Here is a 16,043-nt window from a genome sequence, read left to right on the forward strand (position 1 = left end):
CAGGCACTTTCTGGCAAGAGCCGCTAACCAGGAAGGGATCGTGTTTTCACTCGCTGTGACATCACTCGCCCGGGATCGGCTCCGCCCTTGAGGACCTGCTGATCACTCCGCTCCCGGCCGCCACTGGCTGCTGGTCCGCCGCCACCAGACCGGCGGCGTGTACGCCTTCTACCGCGTCCACGCCGCCGACCCGGTCCCCCTCCCCGCCCTGGTCCCTGTCGCCGACCGACGATGGACCGTCGAGGAAACCATCCAGACCAGCAAAGAACTCACCGCCCTCGACCACATCCTGCGCTGGTCCCACTGGCGACGCTGCCACCGGGCCCACGCCCGCACCAGCCACTACCGACGCCACGCGGCCTTCGCCCCGTCCGACCGGTTGGGCGGGTTTCCCGGCGAGGTCGGCGCCGGTGTCGTTGCCGACCCCACGCGCAGATCCCAGATCCAGATCGACGTGACCGTGCTGGCCCCATCCGTGCCCGGCGAACCCCGCCGCGCCCTGTCCCTCGGTGCTGGCTTCGACCCGTCCGTCACCGCCGCGACGGACGACCGCGTCGCGGCCGTCACCCTCGGCGAGCTCTACGAGGCACCCCCAACCTGGTGACGCGGTCGGATACCGCACCCTGTCGCCTTCGATCCCGAGCGCTGCGCGGTCCCGTCCCCGAAGAAGCACCAGAGGTTTTCGCCTCGGCAGCGTTGTCCTTCTTCGGCGCGGGCATCAATGTCGCCATGCGCGGAGGTGATGCCTGATGCTGAACTACGACCTCGACGTGTCCGAGGTGGATATCGACCTCGTCCGGTCGGACCTGGCGGCCGAGGGAGACCTGCTCGACGCCCTGGTGACGGCCGAGGACGACTGGACCAGGCCGACGCCGGCCGCGGGCTGGACGATCGCCCACCAGATCGCCCACCTCGCCACGGCGGATGCCGACGTCGTGACCGCCGTCCGCACCCCCGACGCGTTCGACGCGGTGGTGCGGCGGACGGCAGCCGGCGGCAGCCGGTACGCCGACGACGTCGCCGCCGAGGGAGCGGCCCAACCGCGCTCGGTGCTTCTGCACCGGTGGCGCGCTGGCCGAGCCGGCGTGCAGGCGGCCCTGCAGGACGTACCGCCAGACCACGAGTTCCCCTGGTTCGCCTCCACCCTCACCCCGGCGCTCATGGCACCGCTGCGCCTGATGGAAACCTGGGCCCATGGCCAGGACGTCTTCGACGCGGTGGGCGTCGCGCACCGTCCGACGACGCGGCTGGCGGCGGTCGCCGCCCTGGGCGTGCAGGGACGGGGACTGTCGTTCGCCGCCGCCCAGCTGCCTGCCCCGCCGGAACCGTTCCGCGTCGAGCTGACCGGACCGGATGGCCAGACCTGGGCGTGGGGCCCGCAGGACGCCGCCCAACGCGTGCAGGGCAGCGCGTTCGACTTCTGTCTCCGCGTCACCCAACGCCGGCCCCGCGGCGACACCGACCTGACGGCAACCGGCGAGGACGCGCGGACCTGGCTGGACATCGCCCGCGTCTTCCTCTGAACCAAGGTCGCAGCAGGTCGGTCACCTGATGAGGCTCACGCCCAGCGCGGCGACGGCCAGGCCCCGACGGCGAGGAGACCGAGGATCCCGGAGGCGGGGCCGGCGAGCGAGACGTCGATCCCCTCACCGAGGGGCTGCGAGAGTCGGGGCCGCCGCCGGCGGCGGCGCATCCGATCACTCTCAGCTTGCGCACAGGTTGCACGGTGAGTATCTGACGTATGACGCAGCCAGAGGACACCTCCAGCGCGACGGTCCTGCCCAGCGCCGCGGTCAGTGGCGACGCCCCGGCGGTTCCGGCGACGCGCGACGGTCGCGACGGCGATCACGGCGATCACGCCGGTGCGCCGGGGGCGCCCGTCAGCGCGGGCGATCCGCCGCCGGTGAGCCGGTGGCGGCGGGCGGTGCGCGGCCGGCCGGCGGATCCGGTGTGGGCCCGCCCGGCGCTCGTCGGGCTGCTCGCCGCGGCGGCGGTGCTCTACGTCTGGGACCTGGGCGCCTCGGGCTATGCGAACAGCTTCTACGCGGCGGCGGTCCAGGCCGGGACGAAGAGCTGGAAGGCGTTGCTGTTCGGATCGCTCGACTCCGGGAACTTCATCACGGTCGACAAGCCGCCGGCGTCGCTGTGGGCGATGGCGCTGTCCGGGCGAATCTTCGGCTTTTCGAGCTGGAGCATGCTCGTTCCGCAGGCGCTGGGCGGCGTGGCCGCGGTCGGCCTGATGTGCGCGGCCGTGCGCAGGTGGTTCGGCCCCGCCGCCGGCCTGCTGGCCGGCTCCGCGCTGGCGCTCACCCCGGTGGCGGCGCTGATGTTCCGCTTCGACAACCCGGACGGCCTGCTCACCTTCGTCCTCGTCCTGGCCGGATACTGCCTGGTCCGCGCGATCGAGGAGGCGTCGACGAAGTGGATGGCCGCGACCGGCGCCGCGCTCGGCCTGGCCTTCCTGACGAAGACGCTGCAGGGTTTCCTGGTGCTGCCCGCGTTCGCGCTGGTCTACCTGATCGCCGCGCCGACCAGCTGGTGGCGGCGGGTGTGGCAGCTGCTCACGGGCGGGCTGGCGATCGTGGTCGCCGCCGGCTGGTGGGTGGCGACGGTCGCACTGTGGCCGAAGGGTTCGCGTCCCTACATCGGCGGTTCCACCGACAACAGCGCGCTCGGCCTGGCCTTCGGCTACAACGGCCTGGGCCGGATCTTCGGGGGTGACGGCAACCACGGCGGTGGCGGCGGCGGTGGGTTCGGCGGCGGCCGGACGAACCTGAGCGAGCTGGCCAGGCGCGATCCGCAGCTGGCCGAACGGGTGCAGGCCGCGCTGGGCGGCCGCGGTGGTGGTGGCGGCGGTGGCGGTGGCGGGTTCGGGGGCGGCGCCGGCTGGGACCGGCTGTTCGGCGACCAGATCGGCGGCCAGGTCTCCTGGCTGATCCCGGGCGCGCTGATCCTGCTCCTCGGCGGCCTGTGGGTGACCCGGCGGGCGCCGCGCACGGACCGGACGCGGGCCGCGCTGCTCCTCTGGGGCGCCTGGATGATCGTGACGTCGATCGTGCTGAGCTTCGCGCAGGGAACCTTCCACCCCTACTACACGGCGTCGATCGCGCCGGGCATCGCCGGGCTGGTCGGCGTCGGCACGTGGACGCTGTGGGACACCAGGCAGCAGTGGACGAGCCGGCTGCTGCTGGCCGCCGCGGTCGCGGCAACCGGAGCCTGGTCGTTCACCCTGCTGGACCGCACCCCGTCCTGGTATCCGTGGCTGCGGGTGGTGGTGACGGTGGCCGCCGTCGCCGCAACGGCGGCGTTGCTGATCCGGCGCGCGCTCGTCGGACGGATGGCCATCGCTGTCGCGACCTGCGGGCTCGTGGCCGTGCTCGGCGGCCCGGCGGCGTTCGCGGCCGTCACCGCGACGATCCCGCAGTCCGGGGGCCAGCCGACGGCCGGGCCCGCGGTCCGCGGCGGCCGCGGTGGAAACGGCGGTCCCGGCGGCTTCGCCGGCGCTCGCGGCTTCGGCGCTCCCGCCGGTGCCGCTGGTGGTATCGGCGTCGCCGGTGGTGGTGCCGGCGGTGCCGGTGGTGCCGGTGGTGCCCGGACTCCCGCGGTCGTCGCCGGGACGGCGGCCGGGACCCGGCGTGCCGGCCGCCGCGGCGCGGACCTGACGGGGACCGCGGCTGGTTCCGGCGGGCTCGGCGCGTTCGGCGGCTCCGCGGCGGCGGGCGGCCGACGCGGCGGCGGGTTTGGCGGGTTTGGCGGCGGCGCCACGAACGCCCGGCTGGCGTCGCTGCTGAAGGCCAGCCACGGCTACCGGTGGGCTGCCGCAGTGCAGGGATCCTCGGCCGCGGCCGGCCTCGAACTCGCCTCGGACACGTCGGTGCTGGCCATCGGCGGCTTCACCGGGCGCGACCCGGCGCCGACCCTGACCCAGTTCGAGAACGACGTCCACGCGGGCCGGGTGCATTACTTCATCGGCGCCGGCCAAACCGGCGGCACCCGCGGGTTCGGCGGGTTCGGCGGGTTCGGCAGCCGGTCCGGCGGGCCGGGCGGCACGATCAGCACCTGGGTCCAGCAGCACTACACGGCGACGACGATCGGCGGCGAGACCGTCTACGACCTCACCGCCCCCGCGACAGCATCGTCCGCCGGCCCGGCGCGCTCGGGCGCGTGATCCGAACCGTCCGGGCGCTTCGGACATGACCGCAGGTCCGCGCCCCGCCCGCCGACCGGCCGATCGGCGGCCCTCCGCACTCGCTGGCACGTGCCCACGTTTGCCTACTGCAGGCCAGGTCCAAGCTGGCCGATGATCTTGTCAAGGTTCCGAAGTGCGCCTGAGGCGCCGGAGCCGTGGGTCGCCGCCAAGGCATGGCGGAGGGCTTTGAAGGCAGCCAACGCGGCTGCAGGCTGGCCGGTGGCGGCGAGCATGAAGGCGGCGGTGCGACGCGCTTCCAGGAGGCGAAGATATTTTTCGTTCGCGACGTCGACGTTGTCGAGGTAGGCGTGGAGGCAGTCGAGGGCCTTCTCGGGCTCGCCGATGCGGGCGTAGGTAAGGCCGGCGTAGTAGGCGCAGTCGAGCACCCACGGGTCGCTGGGTTCGAGGTGGTAACTCAGGTAGTCGGCGCGGACGGCGTCGTTGAGAGCGGCCGCCCGGGTGAACCTGTCGGCAAGGTAGAGCGCGTCTCGGCCAAGAAGCGGCGCAGTTCGAGGCCGCGGGCGCGCCGACCGGGACGCCGTCGCCGTGCCTTCACCATGCCGGCGATGCGGACGGGCTTCGGCGTCGTTACGAACATTTCCAGCGTCGCCGGGGTCTACGGTAAGCCGGGCAGACCAACTACTCGGCGACCAAGGGCGGGATAGACACCATGACCCGCACGCTGTCGAAGGAACTCGGCCACTGCGCCGGGACGCCGACCGCGTGACCGGCGCCGCGGTAGTCGGGCGCGCGATCACGGGCGACGGTGACGGACAGAAGCGATTCACGGTGAGGATGTCCTACATCTGACCATGCTGACCACGTTGGACACGTCGGCCCTGCTCGACCTGCTGCCGCACCGACCGCCGATCCTCATGATCGACGCCTTGGACGTCACTTCGCCAAGGCGCAGGGCGTGAGCTTCCTCGGCGACGCCTACCCGGGGACCGCTTGGTGCACGAGGTCCGGTTCGAGCGTGAGATGGGCGAGACCGCCTTCATGTCCGGCCGGACGTCGGTCAAGGGCCTGCCGATCGCCGTCGTCGACTCGCTCACGAGGCCGACCGTGTCGTCTGCGGGGACACCGACCCGCACCTGGCCTTCCACGCGATCTTCGCGACACGCGAGGGCTTTGCTCCGCGCGGCAGCTTCACCACCGAGGTGCAGCTGAACGACACGCTTGGCCGCGCCTACTTCGCGGTGGTGAAGCCGTTTCACCGCCTGATCATCCCGTCGCTCGTCTCCGCGCCGTTCCCCGGGAAAGCGGTGGCCGAATGATCGGTCCTCTCCCGATGATCGCCGCCGGTCGGCCGCAGGGAACCCGTAGTACTGGTACTCGCTCAGCGCCCGTCCCGCGGGGCGGCTCCGGTGAACGGTGTCGCACGGAAGCCGGAGTCGTTTCCCATGTGGAAGAACAGGTGCCCGGTGAGCGTGCCGTCCTCGTCCAGGGCAGCCCAGCCACGCCCACTGGCCTCATCGCCGTCGTCGTCGCCGATCCAGGTGAACTCGACGAGGGGCCGACCGTCGCGCTTGGTGGAACGGCAGTCCATCCAGCCGCGGACGGCGATGAACCCGAACTGGCCGGTACCATCCTTGGTGAACTCGATGAAGCCGGGCTCGACGAGGTCGATGGCGTCCTGATCCCACAGGTCCATCTCCACGATCCGCCACCGTCCGGTCAGGCTCGCCATCCGGTCCTCCGTACTCGCCATGGTCGGGTCATGTCGGCCCTTGCGTGCCGAGCGCGACGATCCGTCTCGCCTCGTCGATGGCTGCGTCGAAACCGGCCTCCGGGTCGCGCAGGAGCAGCTTCGTCGCGCGAGCATGCGCGCACACCGTCGGGTCGGCACTCGCCATCGCCGTCCGCAGGGCCGGCTCGATCACGTCTCCGAGTGCGACGAGGGCTCGGCTGAGACTCAGGTGCACTTTCCGGTCGCCGCGACCGAGTTGTGCGGCCAGGTCCGCGGCCAGCCCCTTCTTGTCCGCGGCGGGCACGAGGATGACGGCGGCACGCCACGCGCTTCGCGCGACCTCGTCGTCGGCGTCGTGCAGCAGCGACCGCGTGATCGAGGGCCACGCGCTTCCATCCCCGATCTTGGACAGCGTGTGCAACGCCTGGCTTCGGGCCTGGGTGCGCTCGGACTGCAGCTCCGTGCGGAGTCTGGGCACCGTGATCTCCGCCGGGAGACGGGTCAACGCCCAGGTGAGCATGTCGCGCACGAAGAAGTCCGGCTCGACCGCGCACCGTTCCACGAGCGCCTCGAGGAGGCCGGAATCGGGATTCGTGCCCACCGCCAGGGTCGCCTGAAGCCGCGTCGACGGGTCTGCTGCGCTCAACGCGCTCAACGCGCTGAGCGTGCGGGCGTCAAGGGTGGAATGCGTGAGGCGAGAAGAAGCTTGGCCAAGAGCGCCCGGTGGATCGGTTCTCCCAGCCATGGGCGGTAGTTCCACCGAGCTACCGTAGCTCCGGATTGCCGGTGGCCGCAGGACGCGGCAGGACGCCGCACGCCTCGTCGACGGCGCCTTCTCGGCAGGCCTCGTCGATCGCGCATTCACGGCCTACGCGACGTCGCGCGCCGAACTGCGGCGGCGCGGGCGCGATGACGGTGGCGCGGTTCCGCGGCGCACGAAGATCGATCTCCTGATCGACCGCGCCGCCTACCTCAAGGTCGTCGGCGCTCAGCTCAGGCCGGTGGCGGCGCAGGCCTCGGGCAGCGTCGACCAGCCGGTGCCGAGCAACAGCCAGCCGTCGTGGCCGGCCAGGCGGTTGGTCGGGTCGTGGACCTTGACCTGCCAGCTGCCGGCGCTGGTCTCCCGGGCGTAGGCGCTCTTGCCGTGGTAGGTGCCGTAGTAGCTGCCGAGATCCGCTGTCGGTTGGGCCCGCGCTGAGGTGGGCACGGCTTCGGAGGTCATGGGTGGCTCCCGCGTGGCGGTCACCGGGGCACCCGGCGGTGAGCAGTGGTGCTCGCGGGGTGCGGCGTGGGCGGCAGTCCCCGACCCGGGTCGGCTGGTTCTCAGCATCCTCAGGTTACGCCCCCTCTTCCACCCGAGACGTTGATCACCTTCGCGCTCGGTGACGAAGGTGCCTCGTCCGGCGCCGCGCGGGGGCGACTTTCTGGTCTACGGTTTGGGGCGCGGCGATGTTGATGCGACGCTGACCTGTGAGGGGCTGCTGCTGTGGACGAGGACGATCTGGCGGCGAGCCTGACGGGACTGTCGGGGCTGTTGACGGGGCTCCGGCCGGTGCGCGAAACGCTGATTCAGATCGCGGAGTTCGCGGTGCAGGCCATTCCGGGGGCACAGGGCGCCGGCCTGACGATGCTGGAGGACAACCAGGCCCAGACGGTGGTGGCCAGCGCCGATTTCGTGCAGGCGGTGGACGACGTCCAGTACCGGTTGGGCGAGGGGCCGTGCCTGCTGGCGGTGCAGTCGGGGCGCACGCAGTCGTCGGGGTCGCTGGGCGGGGAGACGCGCTGGCCACGGTTCGGCCCACGGGTGGGGCGGATGGGGGTGCACAGTGTGCTCTCGCTGCCGTTGCTGCTGCCCGGTCGGGTGGTGGGAGCGATGAACGTCTACGCCTATGCCAAGGATGCGTTCGGGCCCAAGGCGATTCGGATCGGGGAGCTCTTTGCCCAGCCGGCGGCGGTATCGGTGCACAACGCCCAGGTCCTGGCCCAGTCGCAGCGACTGGCCGCCCAGTTGCAGGAGGCGTTGACAAGCCGTGCTGTCATCGACCAGGCACTGGGGATCATCATGAGCCGCACGGGGAGCGGCCCCGAGGAGGCATTTGAGCGGCTGCGGACGATGAGCCAGTCCCAGCACCTCAAGGTTGCGCAGCTGTCGCGGGTGCTGGTGGACGAGGCGGTGCGCCGCGCCCGCGCACGGCAGGACCCCGAGGGCAGGACAACACCGCACCCTGATCCGCGCTGATCCGCGCGGCGGGAGAATGCGTTCAGCATGACCTGCTGACGGTCACGTTGACCTGCTGACATTCACAGCAGACGGTCGCCGCGCGCAACAATGCGACGCTGTTCAGGTGACGCTGGCCGGCCGAGCCGGGTGGGAGCGGACACCCGGCTCGACCGTGCTTACCAGGCGAGATTGATGAGGTCGAACGGTTGGTCCTGCCAGTGCTCCGGGGTGGCGGTCGCGACCGCGGCGCCGTTGATGCGCTCCGGAGTCGGGGTGGCCGCGTAGCGGGTGTGGGCGGCGGCCCAGCTCTCCTCGCGGGCGACGGCGAGGGCGGCGGGCAGGTCGAGGTCCAGCACGATCACCGCAGGCAGGGAAGCGATGTGCTCGGCCACGCCCCGACGGGCCCGGTCCGCCTCGACCAAGGCGCATGTCGGAGCGTACAGATACACATCGTCACCACGATCGGCCCAGTCGACGAGACGCGATGCAGCGACGTTGCCGCCGCCGAGGGCGATCATCGCCGTCTGGTCGAGCACGATGTGGGCCGGCGCGATCACCGGCGGGCTCGGTCAATCATCGGTTCGAGCTTGGCGTCGATCTCCGCGATCTCCGCCTCCGTCGGGTTGTAGCCGTTCCAGGCACGCAGGATTTCCCGCGTGCGCCCGGACCGCTCGGCGCGCTCGCCCGGGGTCATCGCGGCGTCGGAAAGGCGGGTGAGGTAGGCCCGCAGGGACATCCCCTCGGCAGAGGCGATGCGGGCGAGCCGGTCACGTACCTCGGTGGGAACCCGGATGTCGGCGTCGGTCATGGCCATGTTTCCTCCGGTCATGTCGGTGGACGGACAGTGTTCGATCAGCGTACGCCGCGTCGGAGCCATCTGGATCATCTTTGAAGCAAATGCTGTCCGCCACGTGTAGATCGCCAAGAGCAACAAGGAGAACACTTCTGCCGCCGATCCGGCGCGGTCGAGCTATCCGCGCGGATCGGCGGTCACCTCGTCGCGGGTGAGCAGGGAGGCGAGGTCGGCGGCGGCCCGGCCGGACGCCCAGCCCTCCCGGTCGGTCGCGCTCACCGACCGGGCGACGATCTCCGGGAACATCGTCTCCGTCGCTGCCCGGACGGAGTTTGTGCGGGCGGCGAGCACGGGCAGCAGGCGGCCGTCACCCGCCTCGGCCGCGGCCTGCTCGCTCACCTGCTCGGTCGCGGCCATCAGCCGTTGGCCGATGCGGACGGCGAACGAAGCGAGGAAGGACTGGCGGAACGACCGGGTGCGGGATCGTCCCGCGCGGTCCTGCCGGGACCCGGCCGTCATCATCGCCGTAGTCGCCTGGACCAGCAGCGACGTGTAGAGCAGCTCCACGGCGTCAAGGTCGGGCTGGAAACCGATGACCGTCGCGAACCCGAGGCTCTTCGACCACACCGAACGGCACCGGTTCGCCTCGGCGACCGCGTCGAGCAGGCTGGCCTTGGCCACCTCGTAGGGACTGTCGATGCCGACCCGGCAGCCGGCCGGGGTGTCGCGAGATCCCTCTCCCGCCGCCGCGAGCAGCGCCTCGTCGATGCTGTGCCGGGCCATCAGCTCCTGGGCCTTGGCGGTGAGCGCCTCGGCCTCCTCGGTGAACTCGGTCGACTCCGCCTTCGCCAGCAGCGCGCGGACCTTGTCGAGGATGCGCGAGTCGGTGCGCGGATCGGTGCGCAATTCGGTGCGCAACTCGGCGCGCGGGTCGGACTCCGATCCGGAGGTCTCGCTGCCCCGGGCCGCCCGGGCCCGCCCCTGCCCCTGGCCGCGGCCGTGGCCATGGCCGGCGGTGTCGCGTCGCGCGGTGCCCGGCGGGGGGCACAGGGTTTCGATCTCGGGCAGGGTGTTCAGCAGGCTGAGCAGTTCGAGCGTGTCGACGAGGACCTCCGCCCGGTCCCGGCCCTCCCGGTGACCCCAGGCGTCAAGCCACGCGTCGTCGCGATCCCACCACACGGTGGCGTCGAGGGCGTGAAGCTGGGCCCTCCACCGCTCGTCGACGGTGGCGGCCGCATACTGGCGCATCTCGAGGGCGATCGCGTCGACGGCGAGCCGCGCCTGGCGCGGGCCGGCCCGGCGGGTCACGATCCGGTGCACGTCGACCGGCTGCCAGCCGCGCTGCCAGGCGGCCTCGACGCTGCGGTCGGCCCAGCCGGCCAGGGATAGATGGACGGCCCGACGTCCGCTCGGCCCGCCCGACGTGGCGACGAGCGACTCCAGGCACGCCGCCAGCGCCGTGCCGTCCTGGGCAACCTGGGCCTTCATCGCTGCCACGACCAGCCGGTCGATCGTCTCCGCCAGGAACTCCCGGTCGCTGCGCCCCTGGTAGAACGGCCCCGCCGCGGTCCCGGCGGCCTGCGGGCGGCTGCGGCTCGCGCGGGCCTTCTGCTTGGCCTTGCGTCGTTCACGATTCCGGCTGCCCACCATCACCTCGCATGTTCTCCCGCTCGGAACCGCCTGTCGGTTCCGAGCACCCTCACCCTCGCATGCGGCCAGCGCGGATCAGCGGAGGGTCGGCCGTGCATTCAGGTGGTCTCGACAATGGCTGCTTGCCGAGATGGCGGGCGTGCATTCACTGCTGCAGGCCGCTCCACGACCATCGCGGAATTGTCAGGTCCGCCGGGACACCCTCGGCCGATTCCTGGTACTTCGACAAAGGTGTCGTGGTGGCCCACGCGAAGTAGTCGCGCAAAGCCCGGCGCAGGCGTGCGTCGAAGGGCGGCCTGACGTCCGCCAGCGCCTGGTCGAAGCAGGCGATCGCCCGGCGGTCCATCTCCTCGTGCGGACCGTTGCCGCTGTGCATCCGCACGACCGACGTCTCGTCGCCGCAGGCGTCGGTGTACGCGGCGGGTCCGCCGAGGGCCTCGGCCCAGTACGCGGCGAGCCGCTCGCAGTGCCGCGGATGGAACCCGCGGCTGAACGCGTGGCTGACGACCTCGTCGGCCATCACCCGCCGATGCCACGCCTGCGCCAGCCGGAGCAGCCCCTCGTCGCCGCCCGCGGCCTCGTAGATGCTCAGCATGGCCCGGTAGATGGTCTGCATGGCCCGAGGATGCCACGCCGGCCAGCGTGGCCGTCACCTGGACACCCACAGCCATGCCACCGCCCCGGACCCCTCATCCAGGCTGACGGACCCGCGGCCTGGAGCCCTCCAGATCCGTAGGCCACTGCCCTCCAAATCCGTAACTCAGGGCCCTCCAGATCCGGCGTTGACGGCGCTCCAAATCCGTTGATCAGCTAGACTGCCGGCCATGGTGCGGCTGCAGGAACTGGTGCCGCGACGACTGGCACCGATCGTCGCGAGCCGGCTGGAAGAGGAGCCGGTGGTGCTCCTCCAGGGCCCTCGGTCCGTCGGGAAGTCGACCCTGCTCAGGAGCCTCGCCGCCGACATCGGCGCAGAACTGGTCGATCTCGACGACCTGGCCGTCCGCGACGCGGCCGCCAGAGATCCCGGGATGTTCGTCGCGGGCGCCGACCCGGTCTGCATCGACGAATACCAGCACGTCCCGATCATCCTCGACGCCATCAAGGCCGAACTCAACCGCGACGGCAGGCCTGGGCGCTTCGTACTCACCGGCTCCGCCCGGCACGAGGCCCTGCCCCGCGCCGCTCAGGCGCTCACCGGTCGCCTGCACCGGCTGCCCGTCTACCCACTGTCGCAGGGTGAGCTTCGCGGGGTTCACGAGCATCTCCTCGACGACCTGTTCGCCGATCCGGCCGCCGCTGTGGCAGCGGCCCGACCGTCGGCGACGACCCGCGAGGAATACATCGACAGCGTCACCATGGGCGGGTTCCCGTCGGTGCTCGCGCGAGCCTCCCTCGCGTCGCGCAACCGCTGGTTCGACGACTACGTCAGCCTCAGTCTCGAACGCGACGTGCGGGATCTCAGCAAGATCCGCCAGGCCGCCTCGCTACCGGCCCTACTCGAACGGCTGGCCAGCCAGACCGCACAGATACTCAACATCACCCGAGCCGCCTCAAGCGTCCGCCTCGACGAGAAGACCGCGCAGAGCTATGTACGGCTTCTCGAGGCAGTGTTCCTGCTGTACCGGCTGCCGGCCTGGGGCGCCACGCTCACCACTCGGTCCACGGCATCGCCGAAAATCCACGTGCTGGACTCCGGGGTTGCGGCCCGGCTGATGCGCCTGAACCCACAGAAGCTCGCGGCGCGCAGCCCGACCGCGCTGACCGAGTTCGGACACCTTCTCGAAACGTTCGTCGTGACCGAGCTGCTCAAGCAGGCGTCCTGGGCAGACTGGGTCGGCGGGGTCGGCCACTGGCGCACCCGCGACGGGGACGAGGTCGACCTCGTGGTCGAACGCGACGATGGAATGGTGGTGGCCTTCGAGGTCAAGGCGGCCGGGCGGGTACCGGGCGACGACCTCACCCCACTTCGCAAGCTGCGTGACGCAGCCGGCGATGCGTTCGTGGCCGGTGTGGCCCTCTACCTGGGAGCACACTCGTACACCTTCGAAGACCGCCTGCATGTCATGCCCGTCGACAGGATCTGGGCGCCATAGCCACCGACGCCTGCCGGCGAATCGGCATGCTCGATCGCCACCGGGCGGCGGGCCAAGACCACGCTCCTACGCCCCGCCTCTCAAGGAGCCGTCGTCGATCACCTTCGGGAAGGACGACAAGCCGTTCTATAGGTCCGGCCCATACGACAACTCCCGCCAGGTCATGAATACCCTGCAACGCGCGGTCGATCCTTCGTGCAACGTCGACCATGTCATCGGCCAGGTAGGTTGACGCCTGTCCGCTCAGCGGCCGATCGCCTGCTTGTACATCGTGCGCATCGTCTCATCCTCGGTGAAGAAGTGGGTCAACAAGCCGTGTAGGTCGCCGGGGTCGGGTGTGTTGCGCGGGGCAGGACCGACCATCTGGATGCGGAAGGTTCCATCGCCGAGGTTGTACATCGTGTAGAGCCCGAGCTTGAGGCGGATGAGTTCCAGCAGCACGTCATCCCGCAACGGGTCCTGCTCCTCCGCGTTCGACGTCACCTCGACGACGAGGTTGCTTCGGTGCGCGGAGCGACCGTGGGCGGCCGCCTCGTAGAGGGACGCAGGCGGTTGGCGTCCGCGGCCCGCTTGATCTCGAAGGAGGAGACCGACAGGTCGACGTCGGGCAGCAGATCCGAGTTCCACACCTCGACGGCGACCACGTCGGGGCGCGTCCACTGCCCACTGGCACGGACCCATCCGCGCGGGCGGTGATGTGGCCGCCGAACGAGGTCTCGCCGTTCCACGGTGCCGCCCGCACCCTGCGCATCCCGGCCCGGGAGACCCAGGCGCAGCCGGTTCTGGCGGCGCCCCACGGCGCATCACCTTGCAGTCTCTACGGTCCTCATCGCAAGTGGCCTGGCGACGGTTCTCGGTCTCGCGCTCGGCTCCCCCTGACGATCTCCCTCGCTGCCGCCCCGATGCCGGACCTGAGGATCTGCCATGGATCTGAACGCCGCGATGCATAACCTGAATCAGCTCGGATCAATCGAATTGCGCTCCGACCCAGCGGTCAAGAAGAAGGTCATCGGTATAGCCGAGGCACTGGCCAGAGAGAAACCCCTATACCGCTACCGCAAGAACCCGGGCTTGGTACGGCTGCGTCCCTCGGTGACCACCACTCCGATCAATGTTCTCCGAGAACTCGGAGTCGCGACCACGTTCTACCCGGCTGGCCCGTTCGCGGAGATGGCGCGCCACTGGGCTCAGCTCCGGTACTGCGGAGCGCTGAGGACGCTGGGCGGTGCAGATGGAGGGGGTCGGCGGCTCGCGCTCAGTCCCGAGGCCAGTGGCCTGGTCTACCATCACAAGGCCGCCCAGTCGGAATACCTTGGCATCGGATTCGCACTGATCGCGGCGCGGTCCGCGCTGCAGACCAGATATCCCTTCTACCAGTTTCAGTCGGTGGACGCAGAGGTGGCGCTGGCCGATCGGTCGATTCTCGGGCGCACCGTGGCGACCGCCGGACCATCAGCCAGCAGGCCGGACTACATACTGCTCGGAACCCAGATCCGGCAGGGTCGATATAGCTCCAAGATGTTCCTGCTTGAATGCAAGGGAACGCACGACGGCCAGCGGCACATCCCCCGTCAGCTCGCGAAGGCATGCGTGCAGCTCACCACACTGACGATCGGCGGACGGACACCCCCAGGCCTGATGGTGGCCACCGACCTGAACCCGCACGGGATCATCTGCCACGTGTTCGACCCACCGGGCGACGAAGACCTCGGATCAGGTCCGACAGAAGAGTTCGACGAGGTTCTCGCCCAGGAACCTGATCCGGTGCGATTCCAACGGCGGCGCCCCACCATCCTCGACGCCGAGATCCACCGGCTACAGGAGGAGCTCGACGCTGAGGCAGATGAGGAGGAGATCGCGCGGCGCCTTGAGAACCTGCGGCAACGTCCGGAGAATCTGCGGACGATACCGGGATCGGCGGGGATCACCGTGCTTCCGGCGGAGCGTCGACAGTGGCTGCTACAGATGCTGACACGCACCTCTGCGGCCTCTGCGCTGCTGTTCGCCGGCGACGTTGCCGGGGCGGACGGCTACATACCGACCTGGATGCGCTCGGAACCGCCGCCGGACGGACAACTGCCTTTCGGCGACGACGGTGACGGCCGGCTCCTCAACGATTTCACGAGTGCCAGGACCACCTTCCGCCTCGCGACGGGACTCGAATTCTACGGCACCAGCCACAGCATGCCGCTACCCGATGGCCGTTCCTTCGTCGTGCGACGCGGTGTCGAGCGGGAAATGTATGCGATGCTGAGCGAACACCGACTGGCCCGATCCTTCCGGCGGGCACGTGACATCACCCGTCTTTGGCGCCGCCACAGGTCAGGGCAGAATTCGCCCGGTGCCGTCGGAGCCGATGGCACCGGAATTCTCGTCGAGATCGTCGAACGTCCCTAAGCTCATCGCCGCCGACCTTGGAGTTATCCGAGCCGGTCAGGCGGAGCGAGGAGGGGCTCCGACTTGGCCGGCCAGCACGAACGACGGCATCACCAGGCTCGGGACTAGGACGACTGAGCGTCGTTTGACGACCAACACAAAACCGTTCCCAATCGGTAGTGCGCTGACCACCTTCCCTTTTCGGGTTGGTCAGGCGGCTTGTGGTCGTAGTCGGCGGCGCCCCGGTCGGTCACGGGTTGACGGGTTGGGAGAACAGGGCTGAGACGGTGGCGATGAGCCGGCCGTCGTGTCCTTCGTCGACGACGTTGACGTCGACGCCGTACCACCCGCCGTCGCGGCTCGGTCGCACGGTCGCCCGGGCCCGGAACGGGCCGACCGAGCCGGGCTTGAGGAACTGGACCGTCCAGTGGCGGACCTGGAAGGCGGCGGTGTCCGTCGTCCGTTGCTCCGTCGTCCGTTGCAGGCCCGCCATCGCGGCCGCCTCGGCGATGACGTTGATCGGAGCCTGGTGCAGGGACCGGGTCGGCGCGCCCAGCGCGGGCGAGAGCTCGGAAATCACGACGGAGCCGTCGACGTCGAGGCGTCCGCCGAAAGCCTCGTGAAGCGGGGGCAGAATCATGTCGTCGTCGAACTCGTCCACGGGATTGTCGATGGGTTCGAACCCGTCGGGAACGACGCCGAGATCGAATCCGCTCCCGGTCGTGATCGCGATCAGCCGCTCAGGATCATCGGCGTCGACGACGACGGATCGGCTGAAGCCCATCTGGCGCCCGACGGTGAGGACCTCGCGGCGGCATTCGAGCCGGGTCACGTCACGGGCCGCGTCCAGCACCGAGTAGGTCATCGTGACCGGTGCCACCATCGCGGCGATGCCCTGGTAGTCGAGCCACCAGGGCTCCACCGCGAGCACGCACAGCGGCGCGGCCATGATTCCCCCCGAGCTGTTGCGCATGTCGGCACGCAGCGGCATCGTCTCGCGGGTCGCCCCACGGTCGAGGTGGGGATTGACG

Annotated in this window: 17 protein-coding genes and 1 pseudogene; 7 read left to right on the forward strand and 11 right to left on the reverse strand. The window is 70.4% G+C overall.

The window, feature by feature from the left end; genetic code table 11:
• Positions 1–157: 157 nt before the first annotated feature.
• The 3 genes from AC5R91_RS04410 to AC5R91_RS04420 all read left to right on the forward strand — a co-directional run bounded on the left by AC5R91_RS04410 (position 158) and on the right by AC5R91_RS04420 (position 4,168).
• The gene (locus AC5R91_RS04410) at positions 158–604 is read left to right on the forward strand and encodes a hypothetical protein (protein ID WP_495395821.1); all 447 of its coding nucleotides are present in this window, start codon (positions 158–160) and stop codon (positions 602–604) included.
• A 145-nt stretch (positions 605–749) separates the two neighbouring features.
• On the forward strand, positions 750–1,523 hold the full coding sequence (locus tag AC5R91_RS04415; RefSeq protein WP_495395822.1) for a TIGR03084 family metal-binding protein: 774 nt from the start codon (positions 750–752) through the stop codon (positions 1,521–1,523).
• A gap of 218 nt (positions 1,524–1,741) precedes the next feature.
• Positions 1,742–4,168: an ArnT family glycosyltransferase gene (locus AC5R91_RS04420; RefSeq protein WP_495395823.1), complete on the forward strand. Its 2,427-nt coding sequence runs from the start codon at positions 1,742–1,744 to the stop codon at positions 4,166–4,168.
• A gap of 104 nt (positions 4,169–4,272) precedes the next feature.
• On the opposite strand, the gene AC5R91_RS04425 is transcribed toward AC5R91_RS04420, so the two are convergent.
• Positions 4,273–4,575, reverse strand: coding sequence for a hypothetical protein (locus AC5R91_RS04425; protein ID WP_495395824.1), 303 nt, complete (start codon positions 4,573–4,575; stop codon positions 4,273–4,275).
• A gap of 675 nt (positions 4,576–5,250) precedes the next feature.
• On the opposite strand from AC5R91_RS04425, the pseudogene AC5R91_RS04430 reads away from it, so the two are divergent.
• Positions 5,251–5,466 (forward strand): annotated as a pseudogene (locus AC5R91_RS04430) (DUF2867 domain-containing protein); the annotation flags it as partial.
• Between the two features lie 62 nt (positions 5,467–5,528).
• Here the strand turns inward: AC5R91_RS04430 and AC5R91_RS04435 are convergent.
• From AC5R91_RS04435 to AC5R91_RS04445, 3 genes are all read right to left on the reverse strand, one after another.
• Positions 5,529–5,900 (reverse strand): hypothetical protein, encoded by a 372-nt coding sequence (locus tag AC5R91_RS04435; RefSeq protein ID WP_495395825.1) that lies wholly within the window; start codon positions 5,898–5,900, stop codon positions 5,529–5,531.
• Positions 5,901–5,907: 7 nt separating this feature from the next.
• Complete coding sequence (locus AC5R91_RS04440; protein WP_495395826.1) at positions 5,908–6,525, reverse strand: HEAT repeat domain-containing protein; 618 nt, start codon at positions 6,523–6,525, stop codon at positions 5,908–5,910.
• A gap of 342 nt (positions 6,526–6,867) precedes the next feature.
• A complete protein-coding gene (locus AC5R91_RS04445; protein ID WP_495395827.1) occupies positions 6,868–7,101 on the reverse strand; it encodes a hypothetical protein in 234 nt (77 codons plus the stop codon).
• Between the two features lie 264 nt (positions 7,102–7,365).
• Between AC5R91_RS04445 and AC5R91_RS04450 the strand changes: the two genes are divergently transcribed.
• Positions 7,366–8,118, forward strand: coding sequence for a GAF and ANTAR domain-containing protein (locus AC5R91_RS04450; protein WP_495395828.1), 753 nt, complete (start codon positions 7,366–7,368; stop codon positions 8,116–8,118).
• Between the two features lie 158 nt (positions 8,119–8,276).
• Here AC5R91_RS04450 and AC5R91_RS04455 read toward each other — a convergent pair whose 3' ends face one another.
• The 4 genes from AC5R91_RS04455 to AC5R91_RS04470 form a co-directional block, all read right to left on the reverse strand.
• Entirely contained in the window at positions 8,277–8,657 is a 381-nt protein-coding gene (locus AC5R91_RS04455; RefSeq protein ID WP_495395829.1) for a PIN domain-containing protein, read from the reverse strand.
• Positions 8,654–8,908: a hypothetical protein gene (locus AC5R91_RS04460; RefSeq protein WP_495395830.1), complete on the reverse strand. Its 255-nt coding sequence runs from the start codon at positions 8,906–8,908 to the stop codon at positions 8,654–8,656. Before AC5R91_RS04460 ends, AC5R91_RS04455 begins: the two co-directional genes overlap by 4 nt.
• A gap of 162 nt (positions 8,909–9,070) precedes the next feature.
• Positions 9,071–10,543: a DUF2786 domain-containing protein gene (locus AC5R91_RS04465; protein WP_495395832.1), complete on the reverse strand. Its 1,473-nt coding sequence runs from the start codon at positions 10,541–10,543 to the stop codon at positions 9,071–9,073.
• A gap of 145 nt (positions 10,544–10,688) precedes the next feature.
• Positions 10,689–11,159 (reverse strand): group II truncated hemoglobin, encoded by a 471-nt coding sequence (locus tag AC5R91_RS04470; protein ID WP_495395833.1) that lies wholly within the window; start codon positions 11,157–11,159, stop codon positions 10,689–10,691.
• Positions 11,160–11,367: 208 nt separating this feature from the next.
• Between AC5R91_RS04470 and AC5R91_RS04475 the strand changes: the two genes are divergently transcribed.
• A complete protein-coding gene (locus AC5R91_RS04475) occupies positions 11,368–12,636 on the forward strand; it encodes an ATP-binding protein (protein WP_495395834.1) in 1,269 nt (422 codons plus the stop codon).
• Positions 12,637–12,879: 243 nt separating this feature from the next.
• On the opposite strand, the gene AC5R91_RS04480 is transcribed toward AC5R91_RS04475, so the two are convergent.
• On the reverse strand, positions 12,880–13,119 hold the full coding sequence (locus AC5R91_RS04480; protein WP_495395835.1) for a hypothetical protein: 240 nt from the start codon (positions 13,117–13,119) through the stop codon (positions 12,880–12,882).
• Positions 13,116–13,280 carry a hypothetical protein gene (locus AC5R91_RS04485; protein ID WP_495395836.1) on the reverse strand — a complete coding sequence of 55 codons (165 nt, stop codon included), beginning with the start codon at positions 13,278–13,280 and terminating at the stop codon, positions 13,116–13,118. The genes AC5R91_RS04480 and AC5R91_RS04485 overlap by 4 nt, the downstream gene beginning before the upstream one ends.
• A 280-nt stretch (positions 13,281–13,560) precedes the next feature.
• Between AC5R91_RS04485 and AC5R91_RS04490 the strand changes: the two genes are divergently transcribed.
• Positions 13,561–15,033 carry a hypothetical protein gene (locus AC5R91_RS04490; protein ID WP_495395838.1) on the forward strand — a complete coding sequence of 491 codons (1,473 nt, stop codon included), beginning with the start codon at positions 13,561–13,563 and terminating at the stop codon, positions 15,031–15,033.
• 229 nt (positions 15,034–15,262) lie between these two features.
• Here the strand turns inward: AC5R91_RS04490 and AC5R91_RS04495 are convergent, their stop codons facing one another.
• Complete coding sequence (locus AC5R91_RS04495) at positions 15,263–16,003, reverse strand: PaaI family thioesterase (protein ID WP_495395839.1); 741 nt, start codon at positions 16,001–16,003, stop codon at positions 15,263–15,265.
• Between the last annotated feature and the right edge of the window lie 40 nt (positions 16,004–16,043).

The organism is Frankia sp. BMG5.60 (assembly GCF_059428125.1).

Excerpts from the sequence above, each read along its gene's own strand:
- AC5R91_RS04460 (WP_495395830.1), bottom strand. The coding sequence starts at position 8,908 with ATGACCGACGCCGACATCCGGGTTCCCACCGAGGTACGTGACCGGCTC.
- AC5R91_RS04445 (WP_495395827.1), bottom strand. The coding sequence starts at position 7,101 with ATGACCTCCGAAGCCGTGCCCACCTCAGCGCGGGCCCAACCGACAGCG.
- AC5R91_RS04470 (WP_495395833.1), bottom strand. The coding sequence starts at position 11,159 with ATGCAGACCATCTACCGGGCCATGCTGAGCATCTACGAGGCCGCGGGC.
- AC5R91_RS04475 (WP_495395834.1), top strand. The coding sequence starts at position 11,368 with ATGGTGCGGCTGCAGGAACTGGTGCCGCGACGACTGGCACCGATCGTC.
- AC5R91_RS04495 (WP_495395839.1), bottom strand. The coding sequence starts at position 16,003 with ATGCCGCTGCGTGCCGACATGCGCAACAGCTCGGGGGGAATCATGGCC.
- AC5R91_RS04420 (WP_495395823.1), top strand. The coding sequence starts at position 1,742 with ATGACGCAGCCAGAGGACACCTCCAGCGCGACGGTCCTGCCCAGCGCC.
- AC5R91_RS04435 (WP_495395825.1), bottom strand. The coding sequence starts at position 5,900 with ATGGCGAGTACGGAGGACCGGATGGCGAGCCTGACCGGACGGTGGCGG.
- AC5R91_RS04490 (WP_495395838.1), top strand. The coding sequence starts at position 13,561 with ATGGATCTGAACGCCGCGATGCATAACCTGAATCAGCTCGGATCAATC.
- AC5R91_RS04465 (WP_495395832.1), bottom strand. The coding sequence starts at position 10,543 with ATGGTGGGCAGCCGGAATCGTGAACGACGCAAGGCCAAGCAGAAGGCC.
- AC5R91_RS04415 (WP_495395822.1), top strand. The coding sequence starts at position 750 with ATGCTGAACTACGACCTCGACGTGTCCGAGGTGGATATCGACCTCGTC.